This window comes from Alphaproteobacteria bacterium, from assembly GCA_017308135.1.
Lineage (GTDB): Bacteria > Pseudomonadota > Alphaproteobacteria > CACIAM-22H2 > CACIAM-22H2 > Tagaea.
The window spans coordinates 386,086-403,634 of record JAFKFM010000009.1 but is presented as its reverse complement, the minus strand read 5'-3'; the positions used below and the strand labels follow the sequence as shown (position 1 = coordinate 403,634).

Annotated in this window: 16 protein-coding genes and 1 tRNA gene; 7 read left to right on the top strand and 10 right to left on the bottom strand. The window is 65.4% G+C overall.

What is annotated here, in order from left to right; translation table 11 throughout:
* The first annotated feature begins 1 nt into the window (after position 1).
* Positions 2-2,221, top strand: coding sequence for a UvrD-helicase domain-containing protein (locus J0H39_15250; protein MBN9498110.1), 2,220 nt, complete (start codon positions 2-4; stop codon positions 2,219-2,221).
* 4 nt (positions 2,222-2,225) lie between these two features.
* Positions 2,226-3,110, top strand: a complete 885-nt coding sequence (locus J0H39_15245; GenBank protein MBN9498109.1) for a 50S ribosomal protein L11 methyltransferase — start codon at positions 2,226-2,228, stop codon at positions 3,108-3,110.
* Here J0H39_15245 and J0H39_15240 read toward each other — a convergent pair.
* Positions 3,107-3,886, bottom strand: coding sequence for a hypothetical protein (locus tag J0H39_15240; GenBank protein MBN9498108.1), 780 nt, complete (start codon positions 3,884-3,886; stop codon positions 3,107-3,109). The two genes, J0H39_15245 and J0H39_15240, sit on opposite strands and share 4 nt — an antisense overlap.
* Before the next feature lie 55 nt (positions 3,887-3,941).
* Between J0H39_15240 and J0H39_15235 the strand changes: the two genes are divergently transcribed.
* A complete protein-coding gene (locus tag J0H39_15235; GenBank protein MBN9498107.1) occupies positions 3,942-4,358 on the top strand; it encodes a thermonuclease family protein in 417 nt (138 codons plus the stop codon).
* On the opposite strand, the gene J0H39_15230 is transcribed toward J0H39_15235, so the two are convergent.
* Positions 4,355-5,980 carry an FMN-binding glutamate synthase family protein gene (locus J0H39_15230; protein MBN9498106.1) on the bottom strand — a complete coding sequence of 542 codons (1,626 nt, stop codon included), beginning with the start codon at positions 5,978-5,980 and terminating at the stop codon, positions 4,355-4,357. The two genes, J0H39_15235 and J0H39_15230, sit on opposite strands and share 4 nt — an antisense overlap.
* Positions 5,981-6,112: 132 nt before the next feature.
* Here J0H39_15230 and J0H39_15225 point away from each other — a divergent pair, with 132 nt between their 5' ends.
* Entirely contained in the window at positions 6,113-6,874 is a 762-nt protein-coding gene (locus tag J0H39_15225; protein MBN9498105.1) for a response regulator, read from the top strand.
* Here the strand turns inward: J0H39_15225 and J0H39_15220 are convergent.
* The 4 genes from J0H39_15220 to J0H39_15205 all read right to left on the bottom strand — a co-directional run bounded on the left by J0H39_15220 (position 6,871) and on the right by J0H39_15205 (position 11,414).
* Positions 6,871-9,285: a GcvT family protein gene (locus J0H39_15220; protein MBN9498104.1), complete on the bottom strand. Its 2,415-nt coding sequence runs from the start codon at positions 9,283-9,285 to the stop codon at positions 6,871-6,873. The genes J0H39_15225 and J0H39_15220 overlap by 4 nt on opposite strands.
* A 1-nt stretch (position 9,286) precedes the next feature.
* On the bottom strand, positions 9,287-10,522 hold the full coding sequence (locus J0H39_15215; protein ID MBN9498103.1) for an aromatic ring-hydroxylating dioxygenase subunit alpha: 1,236 nt from the start codon (positions 10,520-10,522) through the stop codon (positions 9,287-9,289).
* Positions 10,523-10,602: 80 nt separating this feature from the next.
* Positions 10,603-11,313, bottom strand: a complete 711-nt coding sequence (locus tag J0H39_15210; GenBank protein ID MBN9498102.1) for a GNAT family N-acetyltransferase — start codon at positions 11,311-11,313, stop codon at positions 10,603-10,605.
* 26 nt (positions 11,314-11,339) lie between these two features.
* Positions 11,340-11,414: transfer RNA gene (locus tag J0H39_15205), tRNA-Thr, on the bottom strand.
* Between the two features lie 129 nt (positions 11,415-11,543).
* On the opposite strand from J0H39_15205, the gene J0H39_15200 reads away from it, so the two are divergent.
* Entirely contained in the window at positions 11,544-12,542 is a 999-nt protein-coding gene (locus J0H39_15200) for an LLM class flavin-dependent oxidoreductase (GenBank protein MBN9498101.1), read from the top strand.
* Position 12,543: 1 nt separating this feature from the next.
* Here J0H39_15200 and J0H39_15195 read toward each other — a convergent pair whose 3' ends face one another.
* Entirely contained in the window at positions 12,544-12,978 is a 435-nt protein-coding gene (locus tag J0H39_15195) for a hypothetical protein (GenBank protein MBN9498100.1), read from the bottom strand.
* 87 nt (positions 12,979-13,065) lie between these two features.
* Between J0H39_15195 and J0H39_15190 the strand changes: the two genes are divergently transcribed.
* Together J0H39_15190 and J0H39_15185 are read left to right on the top strand one after the other, a co-directional pair.
* On the top strand, positions 13,066-14,067 hold the full coding sequence (locus J0H39_15190) for a pyridoxal-phosphate dependent enzyme (protein MBN9498099.1): 1,002 nt from the start codon (positions 13,066-13,068) through the stop codon (positions 14,065-14,067).
* Positions 14,064-15,065 carry a succinylglutamate desuccinylase/aspartoacylase family protein gene (locus tag J0H39_15185; protein ID MBN9498098.1) on the top strand — a complete coding sequence of 334 codons (1,002 nt, stop codon included), beginning with the start codon at positions 14,064-14,066 and terminating at the stop codon, positions 15,063-15,065. Before J0H39_15190 ends, J0H39_15185 begins: the two co-directional genes overlap by 4 nt.
* Here J0H39_15185 and J0H39_15180 read toward each other — a convergent pair.
* From J0H39_15180 to J0H39_15170, 3 genes are read right to left on the bottom strand one after another with little or no spacing between them, the layout of a single operon-like run.
* Positions 15,062-16,333 carry an extracellular solute-binding protein gene (locus J0H39_15180; GenBank protein ID MBN9498097.1) on the bottom strand — a complete coding sequence of 424 codons (1,272 nt, stop codon included), beginning with the start codon at positions 16,331-16,333 and terminating at the stop codon, positions 15,062-15,064. The genes J0H39_15185 and J0H39_15180 overlap by 4 nt on opposite strands.
* Before the next feature lie 5 nt (positions 16,334-16,338).
* The gene (locus tag J0H39_15175) at positions 16,339-16,680 is read right to left on the bottom strand and encodes a hypothetical protein (GenBank protein MBN9498096.1); all 342 of its coding nucleotides are present in this window, start codon (positions 16,678-16,680) and stop codon (positions 16,339-16,341) included.
* Positions 16,677-17,549 (bottom strand): hypothetical protein, encoded by an 873-nt coding sequence (locus tag J0H39_15170; GenBank protein MBN9498095.1) that lies wholly within the window; start codon positions 17,547-17,549, stop codon positions 16,677-16,679. Before J0H39_15170 ends, J0H39_15175 begins: the two co-directional genes overlap by 4 nt.

The following is a 17,549-nucleotide window of genomic DNA, read 5'->3' as shown; positions in this document are numbered from 1 at the left end:
TATGAGGGCGCCGATGGTCGAGATCGTTCCCGAGTCGTTGCCGCCCTATCTGCGCGGATTGAACCCGCCCCAGCTCGATGCCGTGCGCACGCTGGACGGGCCGTTGCTGGTGCTGGCCGGGGCGGGGACGGGCAAAACCCGCGTGCTGACCACGCGAATCGCCCATCTGCTGGTCCAGCGCAAGGCGTTCCCCGGCCAGGTTCTGGCCGTGACCTTTACGAATAAAGCCGCCGCCCAGATGCGCGAGCGCGTCGCCGCGATCATCGGCGAAACGGCGGAGGGCATGTGGCTCGGCACCTTCCACGCGCTCGCCGCACGCATCCTGCGCCGCCATGCCGAGCTTGCGGGCCTTAAAAGCAATTTCACGATCCTCGACCAGGACGACCAGATCCGGCTGATCAAGCAATTGCTCCAGGCCGAAGGGATCGACGACAAACGCTGGCCCGCGCGCGTGGTGCACGGCGTGATCGAGCGTTGGAAGGATCGCGGCCTCTCGCCCCAGCGCGTGACGGCCGAGGCGGCGTCGGAAGTCGCCAACGGCCGCGCGGTCGAGATCTACGCGATGTATCAGGAGCGTTTGAAGACGCTCAACGCCGTCGATTTCGGCGATCTGCTGCTGCACACGCTGACGATCTTCCAGAACGACGCGTCGGTGCTGGCCGAGTATCACCGCAAGTTCAAATACATACTGGTCGACGAGTATCAGGACACGAACGTCGCGCAATATCTGTGGCTGCGCATCCTGGCCCAAGGCCATCGCAATATCTGCTGCGTGGGCGACGACGACCAGTCGATCTATGGCTGGCGCGGCGCGGAAGTCGGCAACATTCTGCGCTTCGAGCAGGATTTCCCGGGCGCCAAGGTCGTGCGGCTCGAACAGAACTATCGCTCGACCGAACATATCCTGTCGGCCGCGTCGTCGCTGATCGCGCATAATCGCGGGCGCCTCGGCAAGACGCTGTGGACCGCCGACAAGGGCGGCGAGAAAGTCGTCGTGAAGCCCGTGTGGGACGGCGAGGAAGAAGCGCGCTTCGTGGGCGAGGAGATCGAGGCCCATCAACGGGCCAAGGTGCCGCTGTCGCAGATCGCCGTGCTGGTGCGCGCCGGATTCCAGACGCGCGAATTCGAAGAGCGCTTCGTCACGTTGGGGCTGCCGTACCGCGTCGTCGGGGGCCCGCGCTTCTACGAACGCCAGGAAATCCGCGACGCGATCGCCTATCTGCGCGTGACCGTGCAGCAAGACGACGATCTGGCGTTCGAGCGGATCGTCAACACGCCCAAGCGCGGGTTGGGCGATGCGGCGTTGCGCATCGTGCGCGGCCTTGCTTCGGCGCGGCGCATTTCGCTTTATGCCGCGTCGCAGGAAATCATCGGCACCGATGAATTGAAGCCCGCGCCGCGGCGTTCGTTGACGCGGCTGGTCGAGGATTTCGCGCGTTGGCGCGCGGGCCTCGAGACGATCGGGCATGCCGATCTCGTCCGCACCATTCTGGACGAGAGCGGCTACACCGCGATGTGGCAGATGGACAAAAGCCCGGAAGCGCCCGGCCGCCTCGAAAACTTGAAGGAGCTCGTCGCCGCGATCGAGGAGTTCGACACGCTGCCCGCGTTCCTCGAACACGTTTCGCTGGTGATGGAGAGCGTGGAGAAAGCCTCGGACGAAATGGCGAGCTTGATGACGCTGCACGCCGCCAAGGGCCTCGAATTCGACGTCGTGTTTTTGCCGGGCTGGGAGGAAGGCCTGTTCCCCCATCCGCGCGCGCTCGACGAGAAGGGCGAGGAAGGCCTGGAGGAAGAGCGCCGCTTGGCACATGTCGGCCTCACGCGCGCGCGCAAACACGCTTACGTCACCTTCGCGGCCAACCGGCGCATCTACAACACCTGGCAATCCTCGATTCCGTCGCGCTTTGTCGCGGAACTGCCCGCCTCGGATGTCGATGTGAAGGCGGAGACGGGGCTATGGGGCTCCGGTCCCGATTTCGCCGAGGATCCCTTTGCCCGCAATCCGCGCAGCTTCGGCCGCACGCGTGCGCCGTTGCTCGAAGGCAAAGCGACGCGTTTGGGCGAACGCGCGGCCCCCGATTTCGTGCCGGGTATGCGCGTGTTCCACGAGAAATTCGGTTATGGTCGCGTGGTCGCGGCCGAGGCGGGCAAGCTCGAAATCGAGTTCGAGCATACCGGGCCCAAAAAGGTCATGGACAGTTTCGTTCGGAAGGCGTGAGGCGATGGCCACTCTCTGGCGTTTGGTGCTGATCGGCGACGCGGTCTCGCAAGAGGCCTATGTGCGCACGCTCGAAGAAGAAGCGGGCGCCGTGACCGCGTTCGAAACGTCGCCGCAAGGCCCGTGGCGCATCGAAGCCTATTTCGAAACGAAGCCCGATCTCGGGCGCCTCGCGCCGCCGATCATCGCGGCGGCGAAGGAATTGCGCCGCCCGGTGCCCACGCTCGAGGTCGACGAACTGCCGGAGCGCGATTGGCTCGCGGAAAACCGCGCGTCGTTTCCGCCGCTGAAGATCGGTCGCTTCTTCGTCTATGGCAGCCATATCGCCGACAAGCCGCCCGCAGGTGCGTGGTCGGTGGCGCTCGATGCGTCGATCGCCTTCGGCTCGGGCGAGCATGCGACGACCAAAGGCTGTCTTGCGGCAATCGAAGCGATCGCCAAGCGCCGCCGGATCCGCAACGTGCTCGACCTGGGGACGGGCTCCGGCATTCTGGCGATCGGTGCGGTGCGCGCGGGTGCCAAGCGCGTGCTCGCCTCGGATATCGACGTCGCCTCGGCCGATCTCGCGCGGATCAATATGCGCGACAACGGTGTGGCGCGCCGCGTGAAGGTGATCGCGGCGAACGGCTTTGCCAAAATGCCGCCCACGCGGCGGCGCTTCGATCTGTCGATCGCGAATATTCTGGCGCGGCCGCTGACGCAGCTCGCCACACCCTTGTCGCGCAGCGTGAGGCCGGGCGGCAATCTCGTGCTGTCGGGCTTGCTGGCCGAACAGGAGACCTGGGTGCTGCGCGCCTATCTCGCGCGCGGCCTCACCTTCGTAGGCCGCGCCAAGGCCGGGCCCGATACGGCCGGCTGGCGCACGCTGGTGCTGAAAAGGAAGCGCTAGCCTTCCGCGCGATAGGCAGCGAGGTCGTCGAAGAACTTCGCGAACGCGGCTTTGGGCTCGAGCCCCGTCGCCTGTTCGAAGCGCACGGCTTGTTCGAAGCTCAGATTGCGCACGGGCGCGAACAGATTGTCGAACACGGTCAGGAAATCGGCCTTGGTGAATTGCGCCACGTCGTGGCCGTCGCCGAGATTGACGTATTTGTTCGGCGCCAGGCTGATCGAAGTCTGCTTGTGCTGCATGATCTTGAACAGCCAATCGCGGCGCGTTTCGAAGCGCTTGAAGGCTTGCGCGATCTTCACCAGCACCTGCCAGAAAATCGTCTCGGCGCGCGGGTCGCGATAGAAATCGTCCCAGGTGAAACTTTCGCCCAGCTTGGCGCGCAACTCCTCGACGATATCGGCGCAGGCGTCGTTCCATTCCTGCTCGGTCTCGCCGACCAGCGAATGGACGAAGAAAAAGAAGTTATGCAGCATGCCGCGATCGAGCTGCTGCGATTGGAAGAAATCCGACAGCGGATGCACGACCAAGCGGCCGAAGGCGTTGACGCGGCGGTTCTGGTTCTGCGCCTCGACGATCGTGTTGACGATCTGGCCGAACACCGCGCGATAGAAATTGTCCATCTCGCCCGATTGCTTCATCGCATCGGCGATCTTGGCGATATCGTCAGCGGTGACTTGCCCGCCGTTGCGCATCGCGGCCTCGTCGGCCGTCGCGACGAACGCGTCGAGCATCGTGACCACGGCGTGGCGGATTTGGAGCGGGCCTTTGGCGAACATGACGGCGCAAAAATTAGCGCGTCTATCCGCGCAATGCTTGGTTAAAATGCGGCCGATGAAACGTAAATCCTTCGCAATTCTTGCGGTCGCGGCGGCGGCCGCGGGCGGCACCGCACTCTGGGACCGCACCGATATGACGCCCCGCAACTTCGCGCCGGGCGAATGCCATGCCGTGGACGGCGACACGATCGATTGCGGCGGGCGGCGTATCCGGCTCGTCAATATCGACGCGCCCGAACTCCACGGCCAATGCCCGGCGGAAATCCAGGCGGCGGAGCGCGCCAAGCTCGCGGCACTGATCGCGATGGAAACCGCGACCGTGCGCGTGGTGCCGGAGAAGGGCCGCGACAAATACGGCCGCACGCTCGCCCATGTCGCGATCGACGGGCGCGATCTGGGCGATACGCTGGTATCGCAGAATCTCGCCCGGCCTTATGCGGGTGGCGCGCGCAAAGGTTGGTGCCCCGGTTAAGGGGCGGGCTGGAACGAATCCGCGCGCGCCAGACGCCACGCATCGGCGAAGCGCTTGTCGCGCGTCCCGCGCAGCAATTCGCCGCTTTCCAATTCGGGATACAACTCGGCGAAGCTGCCGACTTCGTGGTCGGCCAAGCGGCGGAAGAAATGCGCGCGACGGAACTGGCCGGGATGGTCGAGGCCGGCGGCTGCCACGAGCTCCGCCAGCGCATGCAAAGTCTGTTTGTGGAAGCTGCGCACGCGCTCGGATTTGTCGGGCACGTCCAACGCGCGCGCGCGCGTTGGGTCTTGCGTCGCCACACCGGTCGGGCAGCGATCGGTGTGGCAGCTTTGCGATTGGATGCAGCCCAGCGCGAACATGAAGCCGCGCGCCGAATTGCACCAATCCGCCCCCAGCGCCATCGCGCGCGCCACGTCGAAGGCCGACGCGATCTTGCCCGAGGCGCCCACGCGGATATGTTCGCGCACGCCGATGCCGATCAGCGCGTTGTGGACGAAGTCGAGACCTTCGCGCAACGGCGTGCCCAGATGGTCGAGGAATTCGAGCGGGGCGGCACCCGTGCCGCCCTCCTTGCCGTCGACGACGATGAAATCGGGCAGGATGCCGGTTTCCAGCATCGCCTTGCAGATCGCGAGGAACTCCCAGCGATGGCCGATGCACAGCTTGAACCCGGCGGGTTTGCCGCCCGACAGGCGGCGCATTTCGCCGATGAATTTCATCATCTCGATCGGCGTGGCGAAGGCCGAATGGCTGGCGGGCGAAATGCAGTCGACGCCCATGGGAATCCCGCGCGTCTTGGAAATCTCCTCGCTGACCTTCGCCGCCGGCAACACGCCGCCATGGCCGGGTTTCGCACCCTGGCTCATTTTGAGCTCGACCATTTTGATCTGTGGGTGCCTCGCGGTTTCCGCGAATTTCTCCGGCGAGAAACTGCCGTCGGCGTTGCGGGCACCAAAATAACCGGAGCCCAGTTCCCAGATGATGTCGCCGCCGTTCTCGCGGTGATAGGGGCTGAAGCCGCCTTCGCCGGTGTCGTGCGCGAAGCCGCCGAGCTTGGCGCCCTTGTTCAGCGCCAGGATCGCGTTGGACGACAGCGAACCGAAGCTCATCGCCGAAATGTTGAACACCGACGCCGAATAAGCGTTCTCGGTGCCGGGCGCGCCGACGCGCACGCGAAAATCGTCGCCGTTCAACGGGCGGGGGGCCACCGAATGATGCAGCCATTCGTAGCCTTCGGCGTAGACGTCGTATTGCGTGCCGAAGGGGCGCTTGTCGAGCACCGCCTTGGCGCGCTGATAGACGACCGCGCGCTTGTCGCGGCTGAACGGCATGCCGGTCTTTTCGTCCTCGAAGAAATACTGGCGCATCTCCGGCCGGATTTCTTCGAGCAGGAAGCGCAAATGCGCGGCGATGGGATAGTTGCGCAAGATCGCGTGGCGGCGCTGGGTCAAGTCGCGCCAGCCGAGCAGTGCGACGCCGCCGGTCGCGGCGAGCGCAACGCCCTCGACCCAGCCGAAAGACCCGCTGGCCGCGACATAGATCGCGACGGCGGCGAACAGCAAATTGGCGAGGGTGAGGCAGATATAGCGGGGCGCGAAGGCGAGCGACAACGCGGACATGAAATTCTCCCGGCCGGATTTCTTACGGCGAATCATACAGATTCGCGGCCCAAAGGGGAAAAGACGGAATTTTTGCGCTGCGGCGAAAGCTTGGCTTCAGCTTCGTATGGCTTATGGGCGGCGGAGGTCGTTATGCCCGCCCAGAAAGTCACTTTAGGCCCGATTTTGCTGCTCGGCCCCTGCGGGGGGATCGACGAGGCGTTGGCGATTTTCGGCCATACCGCGCTGCGCGCGGCCAGCGTGACGGGCGCTCTCGCCAATGCCGGCGATCCCGACACGCGCTTCGTCATTATCGATGCCAGCCTGCCGATCGCCGATGCGGTCAAGTTCCTCGACTTGCTGGCGGAGATCCGCCCCCACGCCGCCGCCGTGCTCGCCTTGCCGCCCGGCGCCGATTCGTCGGATCGGATCCATCTCGATCACGCGCGCGCCATCGGCGCCGTCGCCATTTTGATGCCGGGTTCCGATCCCGCCGCACTGCTGACGGCACTGGCGAAAAAGGGCTTCGGCCAGGCCAAACGCGCGCGCCGCGCGATCATCGTCGACGATACGGCGACGGTGCGCGAGATCTATTGCGCCGTGCTCGCAAAGGCGGGCTACGAAATCTTCGCATATGAAACCTTCGACGCCGCACTGGAATCGCCCGAAGCGATCGGCGTCGATCTCGCGATCATCGACATCTTCATGCCGGGCATCAGCGGGATCGAAGCGATCCGCGTGGTGCGGCGCGGCTGGCGCGGCACGAAGATTCTGGCGGTCTCCGCCGGGCTCGAAGGCCGGATGGAGGCATCGACGACGCTGCAAGCCGCCGACCGGCTCGGTGCCGATCGTATCCTGCAAAAGCCGATCAACGGCGCACGCCTGGTCGGCGTCGCGCGCGAGCTCGCCGCCTAAGCCAAAATCTTCGCGCGTTTGGGATCGACCGCCGCCCCGTCGATGCGCACGGCCGCATGGCGCTGGGTGAAGGACTCGATCTCCCAATCGCGGTGCTGGGCTTCGTCGGCGGGCACATAGCCGAACAGAATGCCTTTGCCGATCGTGTGGCCCCAGCCGCCGGACGACGCCGTGCCCAGCGTCTTGCCGCCGCGCAAAATCGTCTCGCCACCATAGAGCTGCACGGGCGCGTCGACCGTCAGCACGATCAGCTTGCGTTTGACGCCCTCGGCTTTGGCTTTCTCCAGCGCCGCGCGGCCGATGAAATCGGATTTCTTGCCGAGCGCCACGCAGAATCCTAAGCCCGCTTCGTAAGGCGTGTAATCGGGCGTGATATCCGCGCCCCAATAGAGATAGCGTTTCTCGAGACGCAAAGATTCGATCGCGCGATAGCCGGCATTCGCCACGCCGAATTCGGCACCGGCCGCTTGCAGGAGTTCGTAAACATGCGCGGCGTATTCGACCGGCATGTGCAGTTCCCAGCCGAGCTCGCCCAGATACGTCACGCGCAACGCCAGCACCGGCGCGAAGCCGATGCGGATTTCCTGCGCGGTCATATAGGGGAACGCCGCGTTCGACACGTCGCCATCCGCGACCTTGGCCAGGATATCGCGCGAGCGCGGGCCGCCGAGATTGATCACGGCGCGCGCCGACGTCACATCGGTCAACGTGACCGAGCCGTCGCGCGGCAGATTCTTCTCGATCCAGGCGCGGTCGCGCACGCCGAAGGCGCTGCCCGTGACCATGTAGAAGCGGTTCTCGTCGAGGCGCGCGAAAGTCAGATCGGCCTCGATCCCGCCGCGCGAATTGCACAGCTGCGTGTAGATCAAGCTGCCGGAAGGCTTGTCGATTTCGTTGGCCGCCAAACGCTGCACGGCGGCGAAGGCGCCGGGCCCCGTGATCTCGAATTTCGAGAACGAGGATTGGTCGATCATCACCGCGCGTTCGCGCGCGGCTTTGCACTCGGCGGCGATCGCATTGAACCAATTCGGGCGCGATTCGAAAGACGGCTTGTCGACGGCTTCCGTGCCCTTAGGTGCGAACCAATTCGCGCGCTCCCAGCCGAAGCGCGAGCCGAACACGGCACCTTGCGCTTTGAGCTTGTCGTAAAGCGGGCTGCGCCGCCCGCCGCGCGCGGACTCAAGCTCCTCGACCGGGTAATGGATCTGGTAGTAACGCCAATAGGCGTCGACGCTGCGCTCGGCGAGATACTTGGCCGACATGTGATGCTTGCCGAAGCGGCGCACGTCGAACGCCCACAAATCCATCGACGGTTCGCCCGCGACGATCCACTCGGCCATCGCCTTGCCCGCACCGCCGGAGGCCGCAATACCCGAGGTGAAGCCGCACGCGACGTAGAAATTGTCGCGCTCCGGCGCCAAGCCCAGAATCGGCTCGCCGTCGGGCGAAATCGGAATCGGCCCGTTGATCACGGTGCGAATGCCGATCTCGTTGAGGATCGGCAAGCGTTCGGCCGCCGGCAGCACGAAGGCTTCCAGGCGATCTTGGTTGGGCGGCAGCAACTCGCGCCCGAAATCGAAATTCATGCCGCCGGCGCCGAAGGTCGGCGTGCCCTGTTCCCAGCCGCCGATGGCGAGCGCCCTCGGCTCGGGCTTCAGATAGAAGATGTTGTCGGGGTCGCGCAATGTCGGCAGGCCCTTGGGCATGTCGTCGCGCTTCTCGGTGATCAGGTATTGGTGCTCGACCGCGCCGGCGGGGACGGACACGCCCGCGAATTTCGCCACGTCGCGCGCCCAAATGCCGGCGGCGTTGACCACGATCTCGCACGCGATGTCGCCCTTGTCGGTACGCACGCTGGTGATGCGCCGATCCTTCGATCCGAAGCCGGTGACGCGAATCCCTTCGATGAATTTCACGCCGCCCTTCTTGGCGCCGCGCGCATAGGCTTGCGTCAGGCTCGACGGATCGACCGAGCCGTCATTCGGCACCCACACCGCGCCGACCACACCTTTGGGATCGATCAGCGGGAATTTATCGACGGCTTCCTTGATCGACAGCGTATGAAGTTCGAAATCGAAACTGCGCGCGGTCGTCGCCATGCGTTTCAGTTCCGACCAGCGTTCTTCGGACGACGCGAGCCGCAATGAACCGACCGGTTTCCACTCGACCGCTTGGCCGGTTTCCTCCTCCAGCGTCGCGTAGAGGCGCGCGGAATACTGCATCAGGCGCGTCAAATTGCGCTTGGAACGCAACTGCCCGACGAGGCCCGCCGCATGCCAGGTCGACCCGTGGGTCAACGCCGCTTTTTCGAGAACGACGACATCGCGCTCGCCGAGCTTGGCGAGGTGATAGGCGATCGAGCAGCCGATCGCACCGCCGCCGATGACGACGATGCGGGCCTGCGCCGGAATGTCAGCCACGCATTTCTCCCAGATACCAGTCGACGAAATGCGCCACGTTCCGTTCGCGCAAGGTGGAATAGGGGCCGGGCTCGTAAGCGGGCGAGGAAATGCCGGCCTGCTGGTTTTCGCAGATCACCCAATCCTGGGAATTCGTCGCGTCCCACATTTCCAGGAGGCGCGGCAGCTCGTAGTCCTTGCCTTCGACCGCGTCCTTGTCGACCAGCCAATAGCCGCGCACGAGCGTCTCGTTGGCGGAGATCGGCGTGAGGCGCGCCGCACACGCGTAGTCGCAATTGGTGTGCTGCCAGAAATTCGGGAACACCGTGCAGCGCAGCGTGCCGCTGTCCCATTCCTTGACGTCGCCCATCAGGCGCGAGACCGGCTTGCCGTCCAGCGATTGGGTGACGAAGCCTTCCTTCAGCGGTGTGCGATGGCAGCGCCAGTTCTTGCCGGTCATGTTGGAGCTGGCGTCGCCCGTGTCGTAGCCCAACGCGGCGAAGCGTTCGTTGGCCTTGGCGACGATCGCTTCGATCGCGGGCAGCAAGGCCGGGTCCATCACCGCGCGGTCGCGTTCGACGTCGTAAGCGGTCAGGTTATATTCCGCGTGGTTGGTCGGGCAGTGATAGCACTCGCGGTTGTTCTCGAACACGACCTTCCAATTCGCCTTCACGCGATATTCGGCCTGATGCGCGATCTTCACGCGGTGCAGGGCGTGCGGCTTCATCTTGCGGCCGATTGTTTCGACGGCTTCGGAGAAGTCCGGCGGGTTCTCGGCGATCGAGAAGAACAGCAAGCCGCCCGCATCGGCGACCGCGACTTGCTTCAGGCCCAGTTCGGATTTCGGCACGCCGAATTCCTTGGCGGTGTCGAGCAGCAGCGCACCGTCGAGCCCGTAGCTCCATTTGTGATAGGGGCAGGCGAGGACGGAGCTGTGGCCGTGGCCTTCCAGGCAAATGCGCGAGCCGCGATGGCGGCACACATTGTGGAAGCCGCGCACTTTCATGTCGCGCCCGCGCGCGAACACGATCTCCGACCCCGCGACCGTGTAGACGAACCAATCGCCGGGATTGGGAATCTCGAACCCGTAGCCCGCGAACAGCCAATGCTTGCGGTGGATCTTCGCCATATCGGCGGCGAAGGCTTCGGGCGAGGTATAAAGCGCTTGGGGCAGCGAACGCCCCGGTTGATAGGCGGCCAGTGCCGCCATGACAGCAGGCGTGGGCGCCTGCGGCGTCGTTCCGTCCATTCGTGAAAGCCCCCTATTATTGCAGTTATGTTACCACGCGCGGTGGTTTCCACAATATCGCGTCGGGGTGACGGTTCCGTTTAGGCGGGGGCGGCCATCACCCGGAACTCGAAGGTTTGGCGCGGCACGAAGCCGAGGCGCTCGTACAACGCGCGCGCCCCCGGATTGTCGGCATAGAGATGGAGGAACGGCCGTTCGCCGCGCGCCGCGATGCTGCCCATCAAAGATTTGACCAGCGCCAAAGCATGGCCTTGGCCGCGAAAATCGGGATGGACGCAGACGGCGCTGATCTCGGTGAAGCCTTGCGGGCGCATCCGTTCGCCCGCCATGGCGGCGAGCCGCCCGTCGATGCGTATCCCGATATAGCGGCCGAGTTCGTGGGTGCGCGCGAAGAACGGACCGGGCTTGGTCAGCGCGGTCAGTTCCAGCATCGCAGGCGCGTCCGCCACGCCCAAGGTTTCGGGCGCGAAACCCGGCGGTGCTGCGGCCGGGATCGTCGCGATCATCTGCATGACCTTGGCGGCGAGCTTGGTCTCGAGCCCCGCGATCGGGGCGGGCGCGCCAATATCGGGGTAGAGCAAAGCGACCGGGCCGAGTTTGGCGAAGTCCCGCAATTCGTCATGCGCCGCCGGCGTCTCCGCGTGGAAGGCGGCGAAGGGCGCGATCTCGGCGGGGTAGCGCGAGACGAAACGCCCGTTCAGCGCCAGCCCGCGATGCGATGTTTTCAACGCCGTCAGAATGGGCGTGTCGAGGGCCGCGACCTGCGCTGCCGAGAGACCGAATTCGGACATTGCGTCGTCTCCCGCAAGGGCGGCGCTGGTGCCGGGTGAGGGGATTGAACCCCCGACCTTCGGTTTACAAAACCGCTGCTCTACCGCTGAGCTAACCCGGCATCCTGCCTCGTCGAGGGGCGTTGTGCCGTATCCGCCGGCCCCGTGTAAAGCCCCCCGCAGCCGCCTTGTCTTTGGGGAAGCCCGTAGCCACTTATAGGGGCGATCCGGCGGCCGAAAGGAATAGTCACGTGGTTCAATTGTCCATTCTCGAACTTGGCCGCGTCCGGCAGGGCTCGGACCGGCGTGCGGCCCTGGACGATGCGCGCGCTTTGGCCCAGCACGCCGAAAATTGGGGCTATAAGCGCATTTGGGTCGCCGAGCATCACAACATGCCCTCGGTCAGCACGGCCGCGACGTCGGTGGTGATCGCCCATATCGCGGCGGGCACGAAAACGATCCGCGTCGGTGCGGGCGGGATCATGCTGCCCAACCACGCGCCTTATGTGATCGCCGAACAATTCGGCACGCTGGAAACGCTGTTCCCCGGCCGCATCGATTTGGGCCTCGGCCGCGCGCCCGGCACCGATCAAATGACATTGCGCGCCCTTCGGCGCGATCCCGAAAGTGCCGAGAATTTCCCGCAAGACGTGCTCGAACTTCAGGCCTTCCTCGGCCCCGTCCAGCCGGGCCAGCGGATCGAGGCGGTGCCGGGGGCGGGCACGAACGTGCCGCTGTGGATTTTGGGATCGAGCCTCTACGGCGCGCAATTGGCGGCGGAGCTGGGGCTTCCCTTCGGCTTCGCCTCGCATTTCGCCCCGCAGATGCTGGATCGGGCGCTGCAAATCTATCGCGAACGTTTCAAGCCGTCCGACACATTGGCGAAGCCCTATGCGCTGGTCGGCGTGAATATCTTCGCGGCCGAGAGCGACGCGGAGGCGCGCTATCTGGCGACGTCGAAGCAGATGTCGGTCGCGGATATGTTCCGGGGCGTGCGCGAGCCGACCAAGCCGCCGATCGATGATATCGAGACCTATTGGACGCCGCAGGAGAAAGCGCACGCCATGCAGATGCTGGGGGCCAGCATCATGGGCGGGCCGGAAACGGTGCGAAAAGGTATCGACGCGTTCGTCGCGCGCACCCAAGCGGACGAGTTGATGATCGTCTCCGACATGTTCGATTTCGCCAAACGCCTGCGCTCGTTCGAGATCATCGCCGACGTGATGCAGAAAACGCGCGCGGCGGCGTAGCTCACGCGCGCAATCGCGCCCGGATTTCGGCGAGCAGGCGTTCCCGCTCGGCGGGGGCGAGGCGATGATAAAGCTGGCAGGTCTCGGTCCGGCCGTCAGGGCCGGTGAGGACCAGCTGCACGCGTTCGCCCCGGAATTCGTTGCGCGGGCCCCGGTCGGTGCGCGTCGTTTCGCGCACGTCGGTGAATTCGCCAAGCGCGATCATGCGGTCGGACGTGCCGCAGCGAAGCGTGGCGCCCGTCAGCGACACTTCGCGCGTGACGAAGCCGTAGAGCGCAACCGCCGCCCCGCCCGCGATCAGCGCGCCGGCGATCCACACCGACGCGGCCCCCCGCAGCAGCGCCACCCCGCCCGCGATGGCGGCAAGCCCGAACGCCCCCGCCGCCAGCCGTGCCGCCAGCGATGTCGCGTAGAAGACGAGGGGGGCGTCGCTCATGCCCGCCAGTCTGGCGGCCCGTTGCGCGCGCCGCAATACCGCCTTGCATGCGTTGCCGTGGGGCGTGCATTGGTTTAATTCAAACCTATGGAAGCCCTGGCGAAAACGGTCCTCCCGCGCGTCGATTTGGCGCGTTTCCCCACGCCCATTGAGGCGGCACCCCGCCTTGCCGCCGCGATCGGCGCGGCATCGTTGCGGATCAAGCGCGAAGATCTGGCCGGCGCGGCGTTCGGCGGCAACAAGCTGCGCCAGATCGAATTGATCCTGGGCGACGCCAAAGCCAAGGGCGCGGACATGGTGATTTCCACCGCCGCCGCGCAATCGAATTTCTGCCGCGCGCTGTCGGGCTCGGCCGCCAAGATCGGCTTGGGTTGCGCGCTGTTGTTGCGCGGAAAACCCGGCAGCCCGCGCATCGGCAATCTGCTGCTCGATCACGTCTTCGGTGCCGAGGTCACATTCACGGATTTGACCGATCCGTGGGACCCGGCGATCCGCGCCAAGCTCGACGAGATCGCGGACGCGGCGCGTGCCAAGGGCCGAAAGCCGCTGATCGTCCAACTCACCGGCGACACGGCGGGTTTGGGTGTCGCCGCCTGGGCGCAAGGGGCGGACGAAATTCTCGAACAGGGCGGCGATACGGCGACGCATATGGTCGTCGCCTGCGGCTCGTCCTTGACGCTCGCCGGGCTGGCGCTGGGCTTCAAACATCGCGGGCTTGGCCCGCGCCTTGTCGGCGTATCGGTGCAGCAACCGGCATCGCGTTTGCGGCCGTGGATCGTCGATGTCGCCGCGCGCGGCGCCGAGGTGCTCGGCATTTCCACCCGCCTTGCCGAGAACGATTTCGACATGATCGAGATGACCGGCCCCGGCTATGGCGTGCCGTCGCCCGAATCCATCGCCGCCGTGCGCCTTGCGGGCCGCACGCAAGGGCTGGTGCTCGATCCGGTCTATAGCGGCAAGGCGCTGGCGGGCTTGATCGCCGGTCTCGCCGACGGGCGCATTCCGAAAACCGCCGACGCGCTGTTCCTGCATTCGGGCGGCGCACCCGGCTTGTTCGTTCACGCCGGCGTGTTCGAAGGTGACGCATGAGCGGCCCCGCCGAACTCGATATCCCGCTGGAACGGCTCGGCCGGGTTTTCGGCGCCATGCGTTTGCCGTGGTCGCACGACGAATCCGCCTATGGCCAGATCGTCATTCCGGTGATCGTGATCAATGGCGCCCCCGGGCCCACGGTGCTGGCGACGGCGGGCGTGCATGGCGACGAATACGAAGGCCAGGTGGCGCTGTCCGACCTCGCGCGCGATATCGAGCCGTCGTCCTTGCGCGGGCGCCTGATCATCGTGCCGGCGGCGAACGCGCCCGCCGCCGCGATCGGGCGGCGCACCTCGCCGGTCGATGGCGGCAATCTCGCGCGCGTGTTTCCGGGCAAGGGCGACGGCACGCCGACCGCGCAAATCGCCGAAGGCATCACGCGGCTGCTGCTGCCGCTCGCCGACTACGTGCTCGACTTGCATTCGGGCGGGCGCACGCTGGAATACATGCCCTGCGCCTGGGCGCGGCTGCCGGCGGACAAGGATTTACGCGCGCGCACGCTCGACGCGTTGATCGCCTTCGGCGCCCCCGATGCGGGCGTGGTGGCCAAGCCCCAAGCCATCGGCACGTTTTTGTCGGCGGCGCAATCGGCGGGCAAGGTCGCGATCTCGGCGGAGCTGGGCGGGGCGGGCAGCTTGACGCCCTATTCGTTGAGCGTGGCGCGCGACGGCGTTTCGCGCTTCCTCGCTTTCGCGGGCGTCACGGTGCCCAAGCCTTTGGTCAAGCCCGTGCGGCTTCTGGCGGTCGAGCCGCGTCATTTCGTGCGCTCGCCCGGGCGGGGCTTGTTCGAGCCCGCGACGTCGCTGGGCCAAAGCGTGGCGGCGGGCGATATCGCGGGGCGCTTGCACGATATCGAGCGGCCGGACCGGGCCCCCGAAACGATCCGTTTCGAAGCGCCCGGCATCGTGATGTGCCGCCGCGTGCCGGCGCGGACCGAGGCGGGCGACGTCGTCGCCCATCTCGGCGCGCCCAGCACGCGCGACGCGCTGCTTTAGCCCTGCAACAGGCGCTGCGTGCGCCGCGTCAGGTCGTCCATCGCCGCGCGCGGCGTCTTCATGCCCAGGATGGCGGCTTCCGCCTCCTCCTTGAACAGATCGGCCGCCCGTTGCGCGTTGTCGAAGGCGGGCATCGGCACGCGCGCGACGCGCAGGACTTTGCGCTCCTCCTCGGCGAAGGGCAGTTTTTCCTTGATGCGCGCATCGTCGTAGGTCGAGTTGCGCACCGGGCCGTTGCCGTTCAGCGCGGCCTTCAGCGTCGACTCCTTCGACAGCATCTGGCGCATCAGGCCCCAGGCCAGTTCCTTGTTCTTGGTGTTCTTGGGGATCGCCATGCCCCAGAACTCGACCTTCGCGGGCGCCACTTCGAACTTGTTGGCGAATTCGCGCGAGATCGGGATCGTCGTCGTCTTGAACTTGCCGGGGAACTGCGAGCGCGCGGGATCGTTGTAGATCGAGTTGCGGCCCATCGAGTTGATGACCATCGCCGCACGGCCCGTCTGCATCCACACATTCACGTCCTCGGTGCTGATCGAGGCGAAATTGCGCGGGAAGGCGCCGGCGACGAACAGATCGCGCAGCAGCGTGATGGCGTTGACCATCGGCGCTTCGTTGGCGACGACGCGCATGTCCGGCGTGATGAACTCGCCGTCCCAAGCGCGCGCGATGTCGATGACGTTGGGGTAGGTCACGCCCGGCAGCACCAGGCCGACGACCGGCTGGTTGTTGCGCGTCCAACTCGTGCGCTTGGCGAATTCGGCCAGGTCTTCGATCGTCTTGGGCGCGCCCGACAGGCCGCGCTCCTGGAAGAATTCCTCGTTGTAGTGCATGCCCGACGACGCGTGGCGGAAGGGCAAGCCGTAGAGCTTGTCCTGTACCGTCAGGCCCGACAGCATGCCGGGGAACACGTCGGCCTTATCTTCGATCGGCGCCTGACGCATGAAATCGTCCAGCGGCTCGAACAGGCTCGCGATGCGCGGTGTCGCCTGGGTGTTCAGGATGAAACCGACATCGACGGCGCCTTCGGCGAGCGAGGCTTCGCGGAACAGGCGTTCCTGCAAGGGGCCGGTGTCGAACGTCACCCATTCGACGTCGACGCGGTTTTCCTTGGCCCACGCCTCGATGATGTCGCCGCCTTGGCCGGCGGTGACGGTCTTGTGGACGCGATGCCCGAACACGTTCAGGCGGCGCGTGGCTTGGGCGTGAACGGCGGGGGCGGCCAAAACGGCGGCCGTCCCGGCGAGCAGCGTGCGGCGGGTGATACGCATGGCGGTCACTCCTTCAGGGTCAAGGTGAGAAGCATTTTGGCCGACGCGCCCTTCGGCATGTCGGCGACGACGCGCAGGAAATTGCCGAAATTCGTCAGGCGCGCATGCGCGATGGCGCCTTCCTTGGCAGGAAATTTGAGCTTCGTGCCTTCGTCGATCCAACGCATGCCGTCGGGCGAGATCTGCACGCGGGCTTTTGCCGTGCCGGGCTTGCCTTTGACCGCACCCAGGCAGCGCAGCCACACGATGGCTTCGCCCGCCCAGCCGCATTCATAGGGCTCGCTCGCCGCTTTGCCCGACCACACTTCGTTGCGCGAAACGATGGCGGTGACGCATTGGCGCATCATGCGAATTCTCCCGAAAGGCAGACGGAGTCGAGATAGAAGAGGGCGCGCTTGTCGGTATCCGCTTCGGCGAAGAAGCAGATATTCAGCATGCACCACAGATTCCGCATCGCCGGGATCACGATCGGATCGACGCCCGACATGTCCCATTGGCGGTCGTTGCACTGAAGCGAGATCGCCCGCATCGTGCGCAGATCGAAATCGTAGCGCACATAGTGCCAATTCACCTTGGTCGGGATCTCGTTGTAGCAGAGCTTCTGCTCGCCGTTCTTGAGATCCTCCCAATCCGTCGGCGACAGATGGTAATGCGTGACGGTCTTTCCTTCCGTGCCCAGCGGCAGCATCGCGGTGGTGCGCGACTTGGTCTGCCATTTCTGCAAATGCTCGCCGTCGAGCGCGTTAAGGAAGCGCACATGCGGCATGACGCGCGTCCCGCCCTTCTCGAAACCGGTTTGCAGATCGTAGAGGAAGCCGATCGAGCGCACGTCGGTTTCGGATAGGCGCAGCTCGTTCGCCTCGGGCTTGAAGGTGAAATAGAATTCAAGGCGGATCGGGCCGGGCTCGCGGAAGGTGAGGCGCTTCAGCGCCACATTCTGCGCGCCGCGCTTGGGGCGCGTCTGGATTTTCAGCGCGTAATTGCCGTCGAAGGATCCGTGCGTGCCGGAATCCCAATTCGCCAGGTTGGAGAGCTGCGGATGCGTGTGCTGGGCGTAGCCCGCCAGCATCGAATCCAGCGTGTGCTCGTAATTGCCGACGAGCTGGGTGTAGCCGCAGAAACCGTCGTCGAAATCGTCGAACGCGATGATTCGGCTCATCGGCGAGAAGCGCGAGAGCTTGGGATTCGCCAGACGAAGTGCTGTCAGCGTGTCCAT